The following is a 17,315-nucleotide window of genomic DNA, read 5'->3' on the forward strand; positions in this document are numbered from 1 at the left end:
GTTGCCGGGCGAGAGTCCGTCGGAGGGGGTCTGATCGACATCGGTCATGGTCTGTCCTACTCCGTTGGGATGTGCCGGGTGGCGGGCCGTCAGTCTTGCAGCGACGTTTGCACATCAGACCCGCAAAACGTGAACGCGAGTCCACCGGCTAGCAACGAAACGGGAGCAGTCGTCAAACCGGTGGATGGGAGCGCCGCTGACGCTAAGGGCCTATGCCCAGCGTCGACGTGTAGTAGGTGACGCCATTCATCGTCTGTCGATCGTCATCGGTCCGCGCGATCGCCTCCAACCCGTGGCCGGCAAGCAGCTCGGCCATCGGCGTTGCGACCGACGTCCAGCCGTGCGCCTCCAGGTACGCGCCGACATCTTGGCGCTCACCCTCAAACCCGATCACGTCGAAGTCGAGTTCGAAGCCGTGGTCGCGCCACTTGGCCGTCGCTTCGCGCATGCGTTCGCGTGCTGCGTCGGGGTCCATGTCGGCGGTATTCGGCACGGCCTCACTCCCGAGTCGGCTGCCCGGCGCGCTGAGCGCGGTGATCTCATCGAGCAGCCCGTCCTGGGCCTCGGGTGCCAGATAGCCGAACAGACCTTCGGCGATCCACGCCGTGGGTTTGCTGCTGTCCAAACCCGCCGTCGCCAGCGCCGTCGACCAGTCGTCGCGCAGGTCGATCGCGACCGTGCACAAGTCGACTTTCGGTTCGGCACCGAGCCGCGACAGCGTCGTGGTTTTGAACTCGATGATGGCCGGTTGATCGACCTCGAACACCTTCATTCCTGTCGGCCAGTCGAGCCGATAGGCGCGGGCGTCGAGGCCCGAGGCGAGGATGACGGCTTGGCGGATGCCCGCCGCCGCGGCATCGGCGCAGAACTCATCGAAGTACCGCGTGCGGGCCGCAATCGATGCGGGCATCTGCGCCAGGCCCCATGGGCTGCCCTCGACGTCGACATCCGAGGCGACCAGCTCACCGGTAGCCCAGCGGGTCAGAAACTTCACACCGACCGCCCGCACCAACGGCTCGGCGAATGGATCGTTGATGACCTCGTCCCTGGTGGCGATGGCCCTTGCCGCAGCCGCCATCGTGGCCGTGGCTCCCACATTGGTGGCCGGACCCCAGGTGTCGTCGTTGGGTACCGTCATCGTGAACCTCCCAAAGTCGACTGGATACAGTACAACCGCTGCGGGGTGATCGCGCCCCGGTCAGTGCGCGCCGGTCAGATTCAGCGTGACCACCCCGGCGATGATCAGCCCGACGCCGAGAACCTTCGTCAGCGATATCGACGAGCCCAGGAACAGCACGGCGATCAGCACGATCAGGGCGGTACCGATCGCGGACCACAACGCGTAGGCGACGTCGGTCTGCATGCCGCGCGAGATCGAAACCGCCAGCAGCGCGAAGGAGACGGCGTAGCCGATCAGGCACACCACGGTCGGCCACAGTCGGCTGAAGCCGTCGGTGCTCTTGAGCAGGCTGGTCGCTATCACCTCGGCGAAGATGGCGCCGAGGAGAAAGAGATAGGTCACAACGCCTCCTTGCCGTGCGGACATACACGTACGTGTGTACAGGACATGTCGTGGAAGGATTGCGCCGTATGACGTTTGCCGGGCAGCCCATGAAGTTCGATGTCAGCGAGGCGATCGGGGAGCGCGCGGCGCTGGCCGCCACGTACTATCCCGCCCGCGGCGACGAGCAGGCCCCCGCGGTGCTGGTTTGCCTGCCGGGCGGCACCTACAGCCGCGGATACTGGGACCTCGCCATTCCCGGCCACCACGGGTACAGCTTCGCCGCCTTCGCCACCGAGAACGGCTACCCCGTCGTGACGATCGATCCCCTGGGCACCGGCGAAAGCTCGCGGCCCGCAAGCGATTTCGGGTTCAGCGAGATCGCCGCGACACTGGCGTGCGCCGTCTCCGCGTTGCCGGACACGATCGGCATCCACGCGCCGCCCGTCGCCGTGGCGCATTCGCTGGGCGGATACCTGGCCATCACTGCGCAAGCGCTGTTTCCCGGTTACGCCGGGCTGGCGGTGCTGGGCTGCACCAATCAGCACGTCGCGCCACTGAACCTCGATGCGGCGGTCATCGCGCGCTGCGCCACCCCGGCAGGCCGCACCGAGCTGGCCGCCGAAATCCTGGCCGCCCTTCCCCAGCCGTATTTCGAAGGGCCACGCGAGCACCTGCAGAGCTGGTTCCACCTCGCCGACGTGCCCGCCGCCGTCGTCGCCGCCGACTCCGTCACCGCCAAGTCGGTGGTGCCCCGCGTGTTCGGCACGGCGATGATCCCCGGCGTCGTCGCCGAGCACGCGGCGCGGATCGACGTCCCGGTGCTCGTCGGCTATGGCGTGGTCGACGTCTCGCCGGATCCGCGCGCCGAGGCCGGCCTCTACCGGAGCAGCCCCGACATCACCACGATCGTGTTGGCCGACAGCGCACACTGTCACAACATGGCGTCGAGCCGGCATCGGCTGTGGCGGCGCCTGCTCGCCTGGGCCGCCACCGTAACCTTGCCGGCGTGATGAATGGGCTCGATCAGAGACTGGCCCGCTACGCCCCTGCCGTGCTCGGCCTGTTTCGCTGCGTCTACGGTGTGCTCTTCGCCGCGTACGGGTCGAGAAGCCTCTTCGACTGGCCCGTCCGCTCGCCCGTTCATATCGGGTTCGGCGTTTCACCGGAGTGGTATGCCGGGCTGATCGAAATCGTCGCGGGCCTGCTCATCGCCGGCGGGTTGTTCACCCGCGCCGTCGCGTTCGTCGCCTCGGGGGAGATGGCGGTCGCCTACTTCTCGATTCATCAACCCAAGGCGCTGTGGCCCGTCGGCGATCCGCCCGCAGGCAATGGCGGGGCTCTGGCGATCCTGTTCTGTTTCGCGTTCTTCCTGCTGGTCTTCTCCGGCGGCGGCGCCTACTCGCTCGATGCGCTACGCCGAAAGGCGTCCCGCTGAGGCTTCCCCTCGACCCGTGATAATGGCATTCTCTGATGCGGAGAAGCCGTTTCCAAGTGACGGGCGGGTTCGGAGAGGTTGACGATGAGCGCACAAAGCTGCGACGGGATGGTTGCTCTCGTCACCGGTAGCAGCCGGGGCCTGGGCAGGGCGATCGCCGCGCGGCTGGCTTCGGAGGGCGCGACGGTGGCGTTGACCGCCCGCACGATGGACCCCGATCCGAAGTACCAGGGGTCGCTGAGCCAGACGCGCGACGAGATCGTCGCCGCGGGCGGGAAGGCCATAGCGGTTCAAGCCGACCTGTCCCAATCCGAGGACCGCGAGCGGCTTTTCGCCGAGGTGACTGGCGCCGTGGGAGCGCCCGACATCCTGGTCAACAACGCCGCGGTGACGTTCCTGCGGCCCCTCGACGGGTTTCCCGAGCGCCGCGCCCGGCTGATGATGGAGATGCATGTGCTCGGGCCGCTGCACCTGTGTCAGCTGGCGATACCCGCGATGCGCGAGCGTGGACGCGGCTGGATCTTGAACCTGACCTCGGTGGGCGGTGACCTGCCGCCCGGGCCGCCGTTCTCGGAGTTCGACCGGACCGCCGGCTTCGGCATCTACGGCACGGCCAAGGCCGCGCTCAATCGGTTGACGAAAAGCCTTGCGGCCGAACTCTATGACGACGGCATCGCGGTCAACGCCGCCGCCCCGTCCAACCCGGTGGCCACCCCCGGCGCAGGCACCCTCGATCTGGCCAAGACCGACACCGAGGACATCGCGCTGATCACCGAGACGGCGTTCCGGTTGTGCACGGGCGATCCGAAGACGCTAACCGGGCGCATCGCACACACCCAGCCTTTCCTCGCCGAGGCCGGCTGGACGAGGACCGGCCCGCCGACCGGATGAGCAGAGCCGAGCTCGACCCCGCCGAGCTGCGCCTTCGACTCGACCCCGCCGGCGTCGCCGATGTCGTCCCGCTGACCGGGGGAGCCTCCAGTCTGACCTTCGCGGGCACCATGGACGGCCGACGCGTCGTGGTCAAGGTCGCCCCGCCCGGGGTCGAACCGGTCGCGCATCGCGACGTGCTGCGCCAGGCCCGCATCATCAAAGCCCTTGGCGCGACCGATGTTCCGGTGCCCGAGGTGCTGTGGGAGGACGCGGGCGATCCGCCCGGCACGCCGCCGCTATACGTGATGACGCATGTCGAAGGCGAGTGTGTGGAGCCGTTATTCGACGATTGCGGACCCCTTCGCGATCTCGGCGATCGGTACCGCAATGCGTGCCGCGTCATGGCGGCGCTGCACGGGCTGGCGCCGACGGACCTCGGGCTGGGCGACGAGCCGGTGGTCGATCCGGTCGCCGAGGTCCACCGGTGGTCGGCCACGCTGGCGACGGTCGACCCGGCCCTGGTGCCCGACTGGCCGAGAGTCCGCGACGCGCTGCTGGAATGCGCGCCGAGCGCGATGGCGCCCCGCGTGGTGCACGGCGACTTCCGGCTGGGCAACCTGCTCGCGGCCGGATCGCGCGTCAACGCCGTCATCGACTGGGAGATCTGGTCGATAGGCGACCCGCGCACCGACGCGGGCTGGTTCTTGATCAACTGCGATCCCGGCACATACCGGCGGGTTGCCGCGGCCGACGGCGCGGTGCCGCCGATCGCCGAGCTTGCCGACCTGTATCGTTGCGAGTTAGGTTGCGACATAAGCGATTTGGATTGGTTCACCGCGCTGGCATGTTTCAAGTCGGCGGCGACCTGGTCGCTGATCGTCAAACACAATCGCCGGCGAGCCGCCCCGCGAGCCGAATGGGAAGCCATGGCAGGGGTTTTGCCGAGACTGCTCGACCGCGCCGGGTCCGCGCTGGCTTAGCGTCGGGTACGGGGGATGCCCGCCAGCTTGTCGGCGAACTTGGACTCGGCGGCCGCGCGCAATCGCAGCAGATGTTCGGAGGGAAACAGATCGGGCGCGGGTTCACGGTCTTTGAGCAACAGCCTGGCCAGCGTGACCTTGTGCACTTCGGTCGGACCATCGGCCAGCCCGAGCACGAACGACTCGACCAGGTACTGCACGAACGGCATCTCGTGGGTGGTGCCCAGCGACCCGTGCACCTGAAGCGCCCGCGACGACACGTCGTGCAGGACCTTCTGCATCATCGCCTTCACCGCCGAGATGTCGGCCCGCACGGCCTTGTAGTCGTTGAATTGGTCGATTTTCCAAGCCGTTTGCAGGGTCAGTAGCCGGAACGCCTCGATCTCCATCCACGAGTCGGCGATCATCTCCTGCACGAGCTGCTTGTTGGCCAGCGCCTCGCCCTGGGTGTACCGCGACACCGCCCGCTCGCAGATCATGTCGTAGATCCGGCGGACCAAGCCCACCGTGCGCATCGCGTGGTGAATCCGCCCGCCGCCCAGGCGAGTCTGCGCGACCACGAACGCCCCGCCGCGTGGGCCCAACATGTGATCGGCCGGCACGCGGACGTTTTCGTAGCGGACATAGCCCTCGCGGCCACCGCCGGTCGGCTGGTAACCCAGCCCGACGTCGCGCAGCACGTTGATCCCGGGGGTGTCGCCGGGGACGACGAACATCGAGTAGCGCTCATACGGCGGCGCATCGGGATCGGTCATCGCCATCACGATGATGAATGACGCCATCGAGGCGAACGACGAAAACCACTTCTCCCCGTTGATGATCCAGTGGTCGCCGTCCGCCACCGCGGTGGTGCGAAACACCTTCGGGTCGGCGCCGCCCTGCGGCTCGGTCATCGAGAAGCACGAGATGATGCGGTTGTCCAGCAGCGGCTTGAGGTAGCGCTCCTTGAGCTCGGGCGTGCCGTAGTGCGCCAGGATCTCGCTGTTGCCCGAATCGGGCGCCTGCGAGCCGAAGACGATCGGCGCGCACTCCGAGCGGCCCAGGATCTCGTTGAGCAGCGCCAGCTTCACCTGTCCGTAGCCCGGGCCGCCCAGGTGCGGGCCGAGGTGGGTCGCCCACAGCCCGCGGTTTTTCACGATCTCCTGCAGCGGCGGGATCAGCGCTTGGCGCACCGGGTCGTTGAGGTCGTGGGACTCCTTGACAATCAGATCGATCGGCTCGCACTCCTCGCGCACGAAGCCTTCGACCCACTCCAGCTGTTCTGCCCACTCCGGGTCGGTGGAGAAGTCCCACGACATCTGCTATCCCTTCTTGCTCTGCGCCACTACGCCGGCGTCTTCCAGCTCGGTGATGGCCCTTGTGTCCAATCCCAGTTCGGAAAGCAACGCGCGGGTGTGATCGCCTGGCAACGACGGAGATGCCGGCGTGGCCGGACGGGTCCGGGAAAAGCGCGGCGCCGGTGCGGGTTGCGTGATGCCGTCGAGTTTGATGAACGTCTGGCGCGCGGCGTTGTGCGGATGTTGCGGCGCCTCGGCCAACGAAAGCACCGGTGTCGCACAGCATCCCGGCGCATCGAGGAGGCGCTCCCACTCGTCGCGGGTCCTCTCGGCGAAGCGCGCGGCCAGCGCGTCCCGGTGGGCGGCCCACGCCGCCGGGTCGCCGTCGTCGTGGGGCACGTCGACGTCGAGTCGAGCGCACAGTTCGGCATAGAACTTCGGCTCCATGGCGCCGACGGCGATGTGGCCCCCGTCGGCCGTCGCGTAGGCGCCGTAAAAGTGCGCGGCGCCGTCGAGCAGATTGTCCTGACGACGGTCGCGCCACGTCCCGGCCGCGAGCATGCCGAAATACGGTGCCAGCAGGGCCGCGACGCCGTCGACCATCGCCACGTCGAGGATCTGGCCGGCGCCCGACTCGCGTGCCTCGAGGATCGCGCTGAGCAGCCCGACCGCCAACAGCATCCCGCCGCCGCCGTAGTCGCCGACGAGATTCAGCGGCGGGACCGGTGATTCGGCGGTGCCGATGGCGTGCAGGGCGCCCGTCAGCGCAAGGTAATTGATGTCGTGACCCGCGTGACCTGCCAGCGGCCCGTCCTGTCCGTAGCCGGTCATGCGGGCGTAGACCAGGCGTGGATTGTGTTGCAGCAGGGCGTCGGGACCGATGCCGAGGCGTTCGGCCACCCCGGGCCGGTACACGTCGACGAAGGCGTCGGCGCCGGCGGCCAGCCGATGGACAAGGTCCCGGCCGCGCGGATCCTTCACGTCGGCGGCCAGTGACCGCTGGCTGCGACGGACGGTGTGGTCGACGGGTAGCGGGCCGTCAACGCCGGCCAGGGCGTCGACGCGAATGACGTCGGCACCCAAGTCGCCCAACAGCATTCCGCAAAAAGGTGCGGGCCCCAACCCACCCATCATGACGATGCGCATGCCGCGTAGGGGTCCGGTCATGAAAACCACTTCTTGCGGCGATCGGCCGCCTCGTCGGTCGCGTGCGAAATCACCTGATTGCGGTTTTCCAATTCCATGGCCGCCGCCAGGCTGGGGGCGTCGGTGTTGACCTGAAGGGCGCGCTTGGTCAGCTGCGCTCCGAGCGGGGCATGGCCGGCGATCAGCGACGCCAATTCCATTGCGCGGTCTGCCAGCCGGTCCGGCTCGACGACCTCACTGACCAGACCCCGCCGGTCGGCCTCGGCGGCAGACACGGTGCGCCCGGTGAGCATCCAGTCGGCGGCCACGCTGGTGCCGACGATGCGTGGCAGGTGATAACTCATGCCCATCTCGGCGCCCGAGAGCCCGAGCAGAATCGCGGCGTTGCCGAAAGATGCCGCGGCCGAGCAGATTCGGATGTCGGAAGCCAGGCACAGCGCGAGTCCCGCGCCCACGCAGGGGCCGTTGACGGCTGCGATGACGGGCTGCGGCAGCGCGCGCACCGCCTCGGCGAGGGCGGCCATCCGTTCCTGGAAACGCATCCGGTCGAGCGCCGGCGCGCTCGCCTCCAGCATGGACGGCCCGAAGTCACGCACGTCGATGCCCGCACAGAACCCGCGTCCGGCGCCGGTCAGCACGACGGCGCGCGCCGAGTGGTCGGCGGTCACATCGCCCAAGGCCTGCCGCAATTCGGTTTGCATCGACTCGTCGATGGCGTTGAGCCGCCGCGGGCGGTTGAGCCGGAGGATGACGACGCCATCGCCGGGCCGTTCGAACTCCACGGTGTGCGGCACGGTCACACCCGCTCGATGATGGTCGCCGTGCCCATCCCACCGCCGGTGCACATGGTCACCAGTCCCGTTGTCAGGTCCCGGCGTTCGAGCTCGTCCAGCACGGTGCCGATCAGCATCGCGCCGGTGGCCCCGATCGGGTGGCCGAGCGCGATCGCGCCGCCGTTGACGTTGACCACCTCGGGGTCGATGTCGAGATCGCGCATCGTCTTGAGCGGGACGGCCGCGAAGGCCTCGTTGATCTCCCAGAGATCGATGTCGGCGACGGTCATCCCGGCCCGCTCCAGGCATCGCTGAGCCGCCGGTCCCGGCGCGGTGAGCATGATGACCGGTTCGCTGCCGATGGCCGCGGTCGCCCGGATCTGCGCTCGCGGCGTCACCCGATGGGTATGCATCCAGTTCGAGGAGGCCAGCGCCACCGCGGCGGCGCCGTCGACCACCCCGGACGAATTGCCGGCATGATGCACGTGATCGATGCGGTCGATGCCCGGATAGCGCTGCAGGCAGATTTCGTCGAACGTGCGCCGCTCGCCGTCGGCGCACGCGGCGCCCATCGCGGCGAAGGCAGGTTTGAGGCGGGCCAGCGACTCGGTGGTGGTGCCCGCGCGGGGATGCTCGTCACGCTCGACGCGACCATCCGGTGTCGGTACGTCGAGCAGCGAACCCGCGAAGCGCCCCTGCTCGATGGCCGCGGCGGCGCGGCTCTGGCTCTGCGCCGCGTAGGCGTCGACGGTCTCGCGGCTGAATCCCTCCAGGGTGGCGATGAGATCCGCTGAAATACCTTGCGGAACAGTCGGATACAGCGCGCGAAGGTCGGGGTTGTTGCCGTCGATGGTGGGGACGCCGGCCGTGACGTCCCACCGTGACATCGACTCGACGCCGCCGGCGATCACCAGATCGTCGCTGCCCGCGGCGATGGCGGCGGCCGCGACGGTGACCGCCTGCTGTCCGGACCCGCAGAATCGGCTCAGCGTCATCCCGGGAACGGTCTCGGGCCAGCCGGCCAGCAGCACCGACAGGCGGGCGATGTCGTCGCCATGGTCTCCGGACAGGATGCCGTTGCCGGCGATCACGTCGTCGACATCGGCCGGGTCGAAGCCGGTCCGCTCCGCCAGCGCGTTGAGACACCGGGCGAGCAGGGCTTGCGGGTGCACGCCGTGCAGTCCGCCGTCGGGGCGGCCGCGGCCGCGGGGCGTGCGGACCGCGTCGAGAATCCAGGCGTCGATGATGGACTCCGATCGTCATGGGTCTGGCGGCCACCAGGTGCGGCGGGACCGGCACAGGTCACCCGCGATCGTAATCCGTCTCTCGACTGAGGAGAACTACCTTCTCCGAATCGGCGAAGCTGTTCTCGTCTGGCGCTGAGGGCGGCGCCGGTTGCGCTGCTCTGGTCACACGCGCCCCGTCAGTCTCCGCTGGAGGTGATGGGTGTTTGCCCGCCTTCGAGCGACAACGCGGTGGGGAGGCGGGGGCTTGTTGGAGTTGTCGCTCGAAGGCGGGCACTCGACACTGTCCTTCCGTGGCGTGCGGGGAGTGCGCGATGCTAGGCGTGCGGGGAGTGCGCGGCGCCTCGTGTTCGTCTCTGCGCATCCGCTGAAGTGGAAAGCATTGGACCGCAGCCTAACTCGCGCCGCTACGCGTCGACGGTGCCGGATGTGCGTTCGGCTCCGTCACACTCCGCCTCCGGCGCGCAACGAGATCGACCCGTCCGACTGGCGCATAACCGGGCCCGCAGCGGGTAGCCCGGCGCCATGACGAAGATCGGATACTTTCTCACCTGCGAGCAATTCGGGCCCAAGGAACTCATCGACCAGGCCAAGCGCGCCCAGGACGCCGGATTCGAGGCGCTGTGGATCTCCGACCACTATCACCCCTGGAACGACGAGCAGGGCCAGAGCCCGTTCGTGTGGGGAGTGATCGGTGCGCTGTCGGAGGCGACCTCGCTGCCGGTCAGCACCGCCGTCACCTGTCCGACCATCCGGATCCACCCGGCGATCATCGCGCAGGCGTCGGCGACCGCGGCCGTGCAACTCGACGGACGCTTCGTGCTCGGCGTGGGCAGCGGCGAGGCCCTCAACGAACACATTCTCGGCGACCCCTGGCCGTCGCCCGGGGTGCGCCTCGAGATGCTGGAGGAGGCGATCGACGTCATTCGCAAACTGCACCGGGGTGGTGAGGTGAGCCACCACGGCAAGCATTACGAGGTGCAGGAGGCGCAGGTCTACACCCGGCCGGAGCGACCGGTGCCGATCTACGTGTCGGCGTTCGGTCCGCAGGCCGTCGAGCTGGCGGCCCGCATCGGCGACGGGTACAGCATCGCCATGCCCGACGCCGATCTGGTCAAGCAATTCCGGGAGGCCGGCGGCGGCGACAAGCCGGTGCAGGGCGGCATGAAGGTCTGCTGGGACACCGACGCCGATGCCGCCCTGAAGACGGCGCACCGATTGTGGGCCAACGAGGGGCTGCCCGGCCAGACATCGCAGATCTTGCCGCGGCCCAAGGACTTTGCCGCCTTGATGTCGTTGGTGCCGCCGGACGCGGTGGGCGAAAGTGTCGCGTGCGGACCGGATCCCGAAAAGCACATCGCACAGGTGCGCGAATACATCGACGCCGACGTCGACGAGATCTACGTGCAACAGATCGGCCCCGACATGGACGGGTTCTTCGCGGCGTGGGAGCAGGGCGTGCTGCCGCAAGTGCGCGGCTAGGGTCAGCCCTCGAAATCGGTGCCGCTGGTGAGCTCTTCCCATTTTCGGATCTCGGCGGCCCGCGCATCCGCCGTGTAGCGATAGGCGGCCAGCGCGTCGGGCCCGAGCAGCAAAAACGCAGGCGGGTCAGGGGATTCGACGGCGGCGATGATGGCGTTGCCGGCCTTGGCGGGGTCGCCGGGCTGATTGCCATGCATGGTGTCGTTTTCCTTGCGCCGCCGCCCCGCGGTGGCGGCGTAGTCGTCGATGACGGTCGCCGACTGCACCAGCGAGCGGCCGGCGAAGTCGGTGCGGAAGGCGCCGGGTTCGACGATCGTCACCGAAATGCCCAGGGGTACAAGCTCACCGCGCAGTGCTCCGCTGATGCCTTCGATCGCGGCCTTCGCCGCCGAGTAGTAGCCGGACCCCACCGGGGTCAGCTGGGCGCCGATCGAGGAGATGTTCACGATGGCGCCGCTGCGCCGCGCCCGCATGCCCGGCAGCACCGCCTTGATCATGGCGACGGTGCCGAAGAAATGCGTCTCGAACAGTGCGCGGACGTCGGCGTCGTCGCCCTCCTCGACCGCGGCGCGATAGCCGTAGCCGGCGTTGTTGACCAGCACGTCGATCTGGCCGAATCGCTCGATCGCCCGCTGCACGGCCGAGGCGACTTGCGCGGGGTCGGTGACATCGAGGGCGGCGCCCAGCACCCGCTCGGGCGCGGTCTCGGCGAGGTCGGCGACCGCGGCGGCGTCGCGCGCGGTGACGACGGCATTGTGGCCGGCGCCGATGACGGCCTCGGCGAGCGCGCGACCGAGCCCGCTCGAGCATCCGGTGATGAGCCATGTGGACACGAAAATGTCTCCCTTCACCTCAGTCGGTCAGCGCGCGGCCCACGATCAGCGGGTCCGGCTCACCGACCACCTCATCGTCCTTGTCGTCGTAGTCGGCGGTGGCGAGCAGGTACCGCATGGCGTTGATCCTGGCACGCTTCTTGTCGTTGCTCCGAACCACGATCCACGGAGCGATGTCGGTGTCGGTCGCCTCGAACATCGCTTCCTTGGCCGCCGTGTAGTCGTCCCAATTTCGCACCGACGCAAGGTCCATCGGGGAGAACTTCCACTGCCGCACGGGGTCGACCAACCGGATGGCGAACCGGGTGCGCTGCTCGGCGGGTGACACCGAAAACCAGAACTTGGTCAGATGGATGCCGTTGTCCACCAACATCCGTTCGAATGGCGGCGCCTGCTGCATGAACTCGGCGTACTGGTCTGGGGTGCAAAACCCCATCACCTTTTCGACGCCGGCGCGGTTGTACCAGGAGCGGTCGAACAGCACCATCTCGCCCCCGGACGGCAGGTGGCTGATGTAGCGCTGGAAATACCACTGCGTCTGCTCCTGCTCGGTCGGCTTTTCGAGCGCCACGACCCGCGCATTGCGTGGGTTGAGGTGCTCCATGAACCGCTGGATGGTCCCGCCTTTGCCGGCCGCGTCGCGCCCCTCGAACAGGATCACGTGCCTGCCGCCCACGCGCTTGTTGTGCTTCTGCAGTTTCAGCAGTTCGATTTGCAATTGCCGCTTCAGTCGCTCGTACTCGTCGCGCGGCATCCGGTGGTCGTAGGGATACCGCTCGCGCCACGTGTCGATGTGTTTGCCCTCGCGGTCGAGCAGGACCGGGTCGTCGTCATCGTGGTCGTCCACGGTGTATCCGTGTTCGGGCGTCGACAGAGCGTCCAGATCGATTTCGGTCATGGTTCGACGCTATCGGCCTTGTCGAGGGCCCTTACCCGCCGAAGGGCGGGCCGTCGAATCGATCTCGAGTGATGAACTCGGCGACCGGTCGGCGGCGCAGTTTGGTCAGCTGCCGCACCGGCTTTCCGAGCGGCACCACGGCGGCCACCGCGTGCCGGTCCGGGATGCCGAGCAGTTCGCGGACCTGGTCTTCGGCCGCGATCGCCATCGTCGTGATGGTGCCGCCGTAGCCCTCGCCGCGCGCGGCGAGCAAGATGTTCCAGATCAGCGGGTAGACCGAGGCCCCGCCGGCGATGCCGACGCGGTCCAGATCCTGGTCGATGGCGGCGACGACGGCCAGGTCCACCGAAACCACCAGGACGACAGGCGCTTTGGCGATCGGCGCCACGAACGTGGCCGGGATCTCGGTCGCGTCGATGACGTCTTGCGGCACGCCGCTGGGATGGACGGAATTCCAGGGGTTTTCGTCCGCCTGCAACTGGGCGAAGTAGCGGCGCGCGGCGGGCTTGCCGAGTTCGGCCAGCCGGCGGCGGACCGTTTCGTCGCGCACCACGGTGACATGGGCGCCTTGCCGGTTGCCGCCGCTGGGAGCGAACCGGGCGTTGTCGAAGATGCGCCCCAGCACCTCGTCGGGCAGCGGATCGTCGGTGAATTCCCGTGCCGCGAAAGTCGTTCGCATCACGTCGTATAGCTGCATCGCGGGCCGGCTCGTCAACTCGCGGACGCGCACCGCTCCAGGCGGAAGGTGCGCTCGAATCCGGCCGGCTTCGTCGTCAGCGTCACTTCCACGGCGCCGCTGGGGGCGATGACGTAGCGCTCCTCGACGTCGGGCCCGTCGGTCCAGCGCCCGACCGGCTGCCGCCCGAGGTCGTCGCGGTCGTAGAGGGCCGGGTCGAACGGGAACAGCACCGGGTCATAGGGCGTGACGTCGCCGTCGGGGCGCCCGTTGACCAGGCGGCTGCATTCGACGAACCGGAAATGCCCGATGTTGTGTGCCGCCCGATATTTTCGCTTCACCACGAGCGGGGATTGCCCGTCGGACGGAAGCGAAACGTCCTTGCACACGATCGGATCGAAGACGACGCCGGCGCCGGCCTCGGCCTCCCGGAACACCCCGAAGTTCCTCGAGAAGCGTTCGGACAGCGCGAAACCGGACTCCTTGTCCAAGAAGACGGCGAGGCCGATGGCGGTGGCGGCGAAGGGGTGCGGCGAGCGTTTCACCCGCTTCTCGCCGAAGGTGCTGCGCAGCATCCGGGAGACCAGCGGGAACCCGCCGGCCCCGCCGACGACGTAGATGCCCGCCACCTCCGACCAGTCCACGTCCTTGCGGCCGCGCGCCGGATCGCGCAGGACGCGCTGGAGCAACTCCGTCGTCTGGTCGACCAGCGGCGCGCACACCGCGTACACGTCGTCGATGGGGCAGGAGAACGGGGGCCGATCGACCGCGGACAGGTCCACCAAGAAGCGGCGCGTCTGCGGCCCGACCGCCTCCTTGCGGGTGGCGCACTCCTCGGCCAGCAGCGCGCGCTCGGCCGCGTCGAGGTCGGGCAGCTTGGCGCCGGCCGCCACCAACTCCGCGATCGCCTCGTCGAAGTCGTCACCGCCGAGGCGCTGAATGCCCTCGCTGATGACGACCTCGTTCGCGTGCCCGGTCATCTTCAGCAGCGACGCGTCGAACGTGCCGCCGCCCAGGTCGTAGATGAGGACGTACTCGCGCTTGGCGGTGATGGTGGACCGGTACCGGTGGGCGTATTCCAGGCTCGCCGCGGACGGCTCGTTGAGCAGCGCGACGACGTGAAAGCCGGCGGCCACGTAGGCGTCCAGGGTCAGCAGGCGCTGGGCGCTCGAGGCGTTGGCCGGCACGCTGATCGCAGCTTCGATGCCTTCGCCCGGCGCCAGCGTGGCGTTCGAGTGCCGCTGCAGATCGGTTTTCAGCTGCGCCAGGAAGCCGGCGAGGAGGTCGGCCAGGCGATAGTCACGGCCCGCGAGAGTGACCGAGGTCAACGGTCCGGCGTCGTTGAGCAGGCGTTTGAACGAGCGCAGCACCGACCATCCCGGTTCGTGGCGGACGGCGGCGGCGTCGGCGCCGAAGCGCAACTCCCCGGCGGCGTTGGCGGCGATGAGCGACGGCCACGCATCCACGCCCTCGAAGGAGACGACGGGATAGTTGCCCCGGTCGACGGCCGCGACGACGGTGTGCGTGGTGCCAAAGTCGATACCGACTCTCATCGCGCAAGTTTAGGACCGCGACGCGGGCTTGGGTACGACCTTTTTGCGCGGCGTGCCGTCCGCGTGCGAGCCATGCGGGCGTCCTCGATGTAGGCGCAGTGCTCCTGGTAGTGGGGGTGCCGCGGGAAATTCGCGTCCGCAACCATCCGCCGCAGCGCCGCGGCGACCGGGGACGGTTGCGCGGTGGGCCCGCTGAGGGTGCCGGGTGCGGTCTGGAGTCCCGTTGGCGTGACCAGCATTTCGTCCACCTTCTTCGCGTTGCGGCCCGGTCGCCCGGGGACGTCTGCCGATGCCGCCGTTAACGTAAGGTCGGCGACCACCGGTAGGCACGCGTAGTCGGCTACCTGTTTGTGCGCGGCTCGCTACTGCACGCCGGCAGCCCCTCCCACCTGCGTTGCACCTCGCGTTCGGCGGCGGTGGGGATCAGGCCGGAGGGCGCGAAGAACTTCGACGGCACCGGATCGTCCTCGGTCAGCGGCCGGCTCAGCCTGCTGCCCGGCCCGCGAATTGCGCCGAGCGCGACCAGAACTCCGGCGATCAGCACGATGACGACGGCCACGGCGAACAGGATGGACAGCGTGCCCTGGATGAAGGTGTTGCGGACGACCTCGTCGAGCTGATGGGCGTTCTTGGCCGAGCCGAACGACGTCTTGCCGGCGCTCCTGGCGGCCAGGTACCGGAAGTGTTGCGTCCAGTAGCCGACGGCGGGATCCGCGGAGAAGATCTTCTGCCACGACGCGGTCAGCGTGACCACCAGGTCCCACAGCAGCGGCAACCCGGGAACCCAGGCCCACTTCAGCAAGCCCTTCTTGATGACGATCACGGTAATGACGGTCAGCGCGATCGCGGCGAGCAGCTGGTTGGCGATGCCGAACAGCGGGAACAGCGTGTTGATGCCGCCGAGCGGATCGGTCACGCCCATCAGCAGGATGCCGCCCCAGGCGGCGACCACCGCCAGGCTGCAACCCCAGACGCCGGGGCGCCAACTCGGGTTCCGCAGCCTGGCCAGCGGGCCGCCCAGGTTGCCCAGCGCGTCGGAGAGCATGAACCGCGCGACCCGGGTGCCCGCGTCGACGGCGGTCAGGATGAACAGCGCCTCGAACATGATCGCGAAGTGGTACCAGAACGCCTTGAGACCGGCGCCGCCGAAGGCCCGGTTCAACACCTCGGACATGCCCACCGCCAGCGTGGGTGCGCCGCCGGTGCGTGACACGATCGACTTTTCACCGACGCTGGCGGCGGCCCGGTTCAGCTGCTCGGCGGTCGCCGGACCGCCCGACAGCCCGAGTCCGTTGACGTAGTGCGCCGCGGTGGCGGCGGTGCCCCCGGTCTGGGCGGCCGGGGCGTTGAGTGCGAAGTAGACATGCTGGTCGAGGACGGCCGCGCTGATGAGCGCCATGACGGCGACGAACGACTCGGTCAGCATGCCGCCGTAGCCGATGAAGCGCATCTGGCTTTCCTTCTCCAGCAGCTTGGGCGTCGTCCCCGACGAGATCAGCGCGTGGAATCCGGACAGCGCGCCGCACGCGATGGTGATGAACAGGAACGGAAACAGCGAGCCGGCGAACACCGGCCCGTCGCCGCGGTGGGCGAATCCTGACACCGCCGGCGCCTGGATGAGCGGATGCGCGAGGAAGATGCCGAGCGCCAGCAACGCGATGGCGCCGACCTTCATGAACGTCGACAGGTAGTCGCGCGGCGCCAGCAGCAGCCACACCGGCAGCGCCGACGCCACGAAGCCGTAGCCGATGATGAGCCAGGAGACGGTGACCGCGGACAGGTTCAACCACGAAGCGCCCCAAGATGTTTCGCTAACCCAGTTGCCGGAGACCACGGCGAGCATCAGCAACGCGAAACCGATGAGTGACACTTCGCCCACCCGCCCTGGCCGCAGGAACCGCAGGTAGCAGCCCATGAAGAGCGCGATGGGAATGGTCATGGCGATGGAGAACACGCCCCACGGGCTCTGGGCCAGTCCGCGCACCACCACCAGGGCGAGCACCGCGATGATCATCACCATGATGACCAGGACGCCCACCATCGCGGCGACCCCGCCGGTGGCGCCCAACTCGTCGCGCGCCATCTGGCCCAGCGAACGGCCCCGCCGCCGGGTGGAGATCCACAGCACCAGGTAGTCCTGCACCGCCCCGGCGAACACCGCGCCGAGGACGATCCAGATGCTGCACGGCAGGTAGCCCATCTGGGTGGCCAGCACCGGGCCGACGAGCGGCCCGGCCCCCGCGATGGCGGCGAAGTGATGGCCGAACAGCACCCGGCGGTCGGTCGGCACGTAATCGGTGCCGTCGTCGAGGATTTCGGCGGGTGTGGCATGGTCGTCGCGCGGCCGGACGATCCGCGATTCGATCAGCCGGGCATAGAACCGGAATCCGATCAGGTAGGTGCAGATCGCCGCGACGACGAGCCACACCGCGTTCACCGTCTCGCCCCGCGCGAACGCGATGATCGCCCAGGCGAGCGCGCCGAGCACCGCGATGATGGCGAACGCGATCCTGTGCCGCGCGGTGATGGGGGAGCGGTCGACGACGGCGACGGGTGGCAGGTCATCGTCGGTGTGGATGTAGCTGACGTCTTTGTCGTGCTCGGTGACTGCCACGGCGGAAACCCTACGCGCGCTGAACCA

The 17,315-nt window shown here is 68.5% G+C and carries 16 protein-coding genes; 5 read left to right on the top strand and 11 right to left on the bottom strand.

The genetic code is table 11. The features are described from left to right. Window positions 1-202: 202 nt before the first annotated feature. Entirely contained in the window at window positions 203-1,138 is a 936-nt protein-coding gene (locus B9D87_RS26260; RefSeq protein WP_007772691.1) for an SAM-dependent methyltransferase, read from the bottom strand. Between the two features lie 60 nt (window positions 1,139-1,198). Then, on the bottom strand, window positions 1,199-1,522 hold the full coding sequence (locus B9D87_RS26265) for a DMT family transporter (RefSeq protein WP_007772690.1): 324 nt from the start codon (window positions 1,520-1,522) through the stop codon (window positions 1,199-1,201). Window positions 1,523-1,590: 68 nt separating this feature from the next. Here B9D87_RS26265 and B9D87_RS26270 point away from each other — a divergent pair, with 68 nt between their 5' ends. The 4 genes from B9D87_RS26270 to B9D87_RS26285 all read left to right on the top strand — a co-directional run bounded on the left by B9D87_RS26270 (window position 1,591) and on the right by B9D87_RS26285 (window position 4,792). After that, complete coding sequence (locus B9D87_RS26270; protein WP_007772689.1) at window positions 1,591-2,514, top strand: alpha/beta hydrolase; 924 nt, start codon at window positions 1,591-1,593, stop codon at window positions 2,512-2,514. Next, on the top strand, window positions 2,514-2,939 hold the full coding sequence (locus tag B9D87_RS26275) for a DoxX family protein (RefSeq protein ID WP_040630836.1): 426 nt from the start codon (window positions 2,514-2,516) through the stop codon (window positions 2,937-2,939). Before B9D87_RS26270 ends, B9D87_RS26275 begins: the two co-directional genes overlap by 1 nt. An 84-nt stretch (window positions 2,940-3,023) precedes the next feature. Continuing rightward, window positions 3,024-3,830, top strand: coding sequence for an SDR family NAD(P)-dependent oxidoreductase (locus tag B9D87_RS26280; RefSeq protein WP_040630834.1), 807 nt, complete (start codon window positions 3,024-3,026; stop codon window positions 3,828-3,830). Continuing rightward, a complete protein-coding gene (locus B9D87_RS26285) occupies window positions 3,827-4,792 on the top strand; it encodes a phosphotransferase family protein (protein ID WP_007772685.1) in 966 nt (321 codons plus the stop codon). The genes B9D87_RS26280 and B9D87_RS26285 overlap by 4 nt, the downstream gene beginning before the upstream one ends. On the opposite strand, the gene B9D87_RS26290 is transcribed toward B9D87_RS26285, so the two are convergent. The 4 genes from B9D87_RS26290 to B9D87_RS26305 are packed head-to-tail and all read right to left on the bottom strand — an operon-like array spanning window position 4,789 to window position 9,220. Then, window positions 4,789-6,090, bottom strand: a complete 1,302-nt coding sequence (locus B9D87_RS26290) for an acyl-CoA dehydrogenase family protein (protein ID WP_007772683.1) — start codon at window positions 6,088-6,090, stop codon at window positions 4,789-4,791. The two genes, B9D87_RS26285 and B9D87_RS26290, sit on opposite strands and share 4 nt — an antisense overlap. A 3-nt stretch (window positions 6,091-6,093) precedes the next feature. After that, a complete protein-coding gene (locus B9D87_RS26295) occupies window positions 6,094-7,236 on the bottom strand; it encodes a CaiB/BaiF CoA transferase family protein (RefSeq protein ID WP_040630832.1) in 1,143 nt (380 codons plus the stop codon). After that, entirely contained in the window at window positions 7,233-8,015 is a 783-nt protein-coding gene (locus B9D87_RS26300; protein WP_007772681.1) for an enoyl-CoA hydratase/isomerase family protein, read from the bottom strand. The genes B9D87_RS26295 and B9D87_RS26300 overlap by 4 nt, the downstream gene beginning before the upstream one ends. Continuing rightward, window positions 8,012-9,220: an acetyl-CoA C-acetyltransferase gene (locus B9D87_RS26305; RefSeq protein WP_080598583.1), complete on the bottom strand. Its 1,209-nt coding sequence runs from the start codon at window positions 9,218-9,220 to the stop codon at window positions 8,012-8,014. Before B9D87_RS26305 ends, B9D87_RS26300 begins: the two co-directional genes overlap by 4 nt. Before the next feature lie 537 nt (window positions 9,221-9,757). On the opposite strand from B9D87_RS26305, the gene B9D87_RS26310 reads away from it, so the two are divergent. After that, on the top strand, window positions 9,758-10,714 hold the full coding sequence (locus B9D87_RS26310; RefSeq protein WP_007772677.1) for an LLM class F420-dependent oxidoreductase: 957 nt from the start codon (window positions 9,758-9,760) through the stop codon (window positions 10,712-10,714). A gap of 2 nt (window positions 10,715-10,716) precedes the next feature. Here B9D87_RS26310 and B9D87_RS26315 read toward each other — a convergent pair whose 3' ends face one another. The 5 genes from B9D87_RS26315 to B9D87_RS26335 form a co-directional block, all read right to left on the bottom strand. Further along, window positions 10,717-11,547 carry an oxidoreductase gene (locus B9D87_RS26315; protein ID WP_040631004.1) on the bottom strand — a complete coding sequence of 277 codons (831 nt, stop codon included), beginning with the start codon at window positions 11,545-11,547 and terminating at the stop codon, window positions 10,717-10,719. Between the two features lie 19 nt (window positions 11,548-11,566). After that, entirely contained in the window at window positions 11,567-12,445 is an 879-nt protein-coding gene (ppk2, locus tag B9D87_RS26320) for a polyphosphate kinase 2 (protein WP_007772673.1), read from the bottom strand. 31 nt (window positions 12,446-12,476) lie between these two features. Next, a complete protein-coding gene (locus B9D87_RS26325; RefSeq protein ID WP_007772667.1) occupies window positions 12,477-13,142 on the bottom strand; it encodes a nitroreductase family protein in 666 nt (221 codons plus the stop codon). Window positions 13,143-13,156: 14 nt separating this feature from the next. Further along, window positions 13,157-14,674, bottom strand: coding sequence for an Hsp70 family protein (locus B9D87_RS26330; protein WP_007772664.1), 1,518 nt, complete (start codon window positions 14,672-14,674; stop codon window positions 13,157-13,159). Between the two features lie 340 nt (window positions 14,675-15,014). Continuing rightward, window positions 15,015-17,288: a carbon starvation CstA family protein gene (locus B9D87_RS26335; protein WP_007772661.1), complete on the bottom strand. Its 2,274-nt coding sequence runs from the start codon at window positions 17,286-17,288 to the stop codon at window positions 15,015-15,017. Window positions 17,289-17,315 lie beyond the last annotated feature (27 nt).

Source organism: Mycobacterium colombiense CECT 3035 (assembly GCF_002105755.1).
Taxonomy (GTDB): Bacteria; Actinomycetota; Actinomycetes; order Mycobacteriales; family Mycobacteriaceae; genus Mycobacterium; species Mycobacterium colombiense.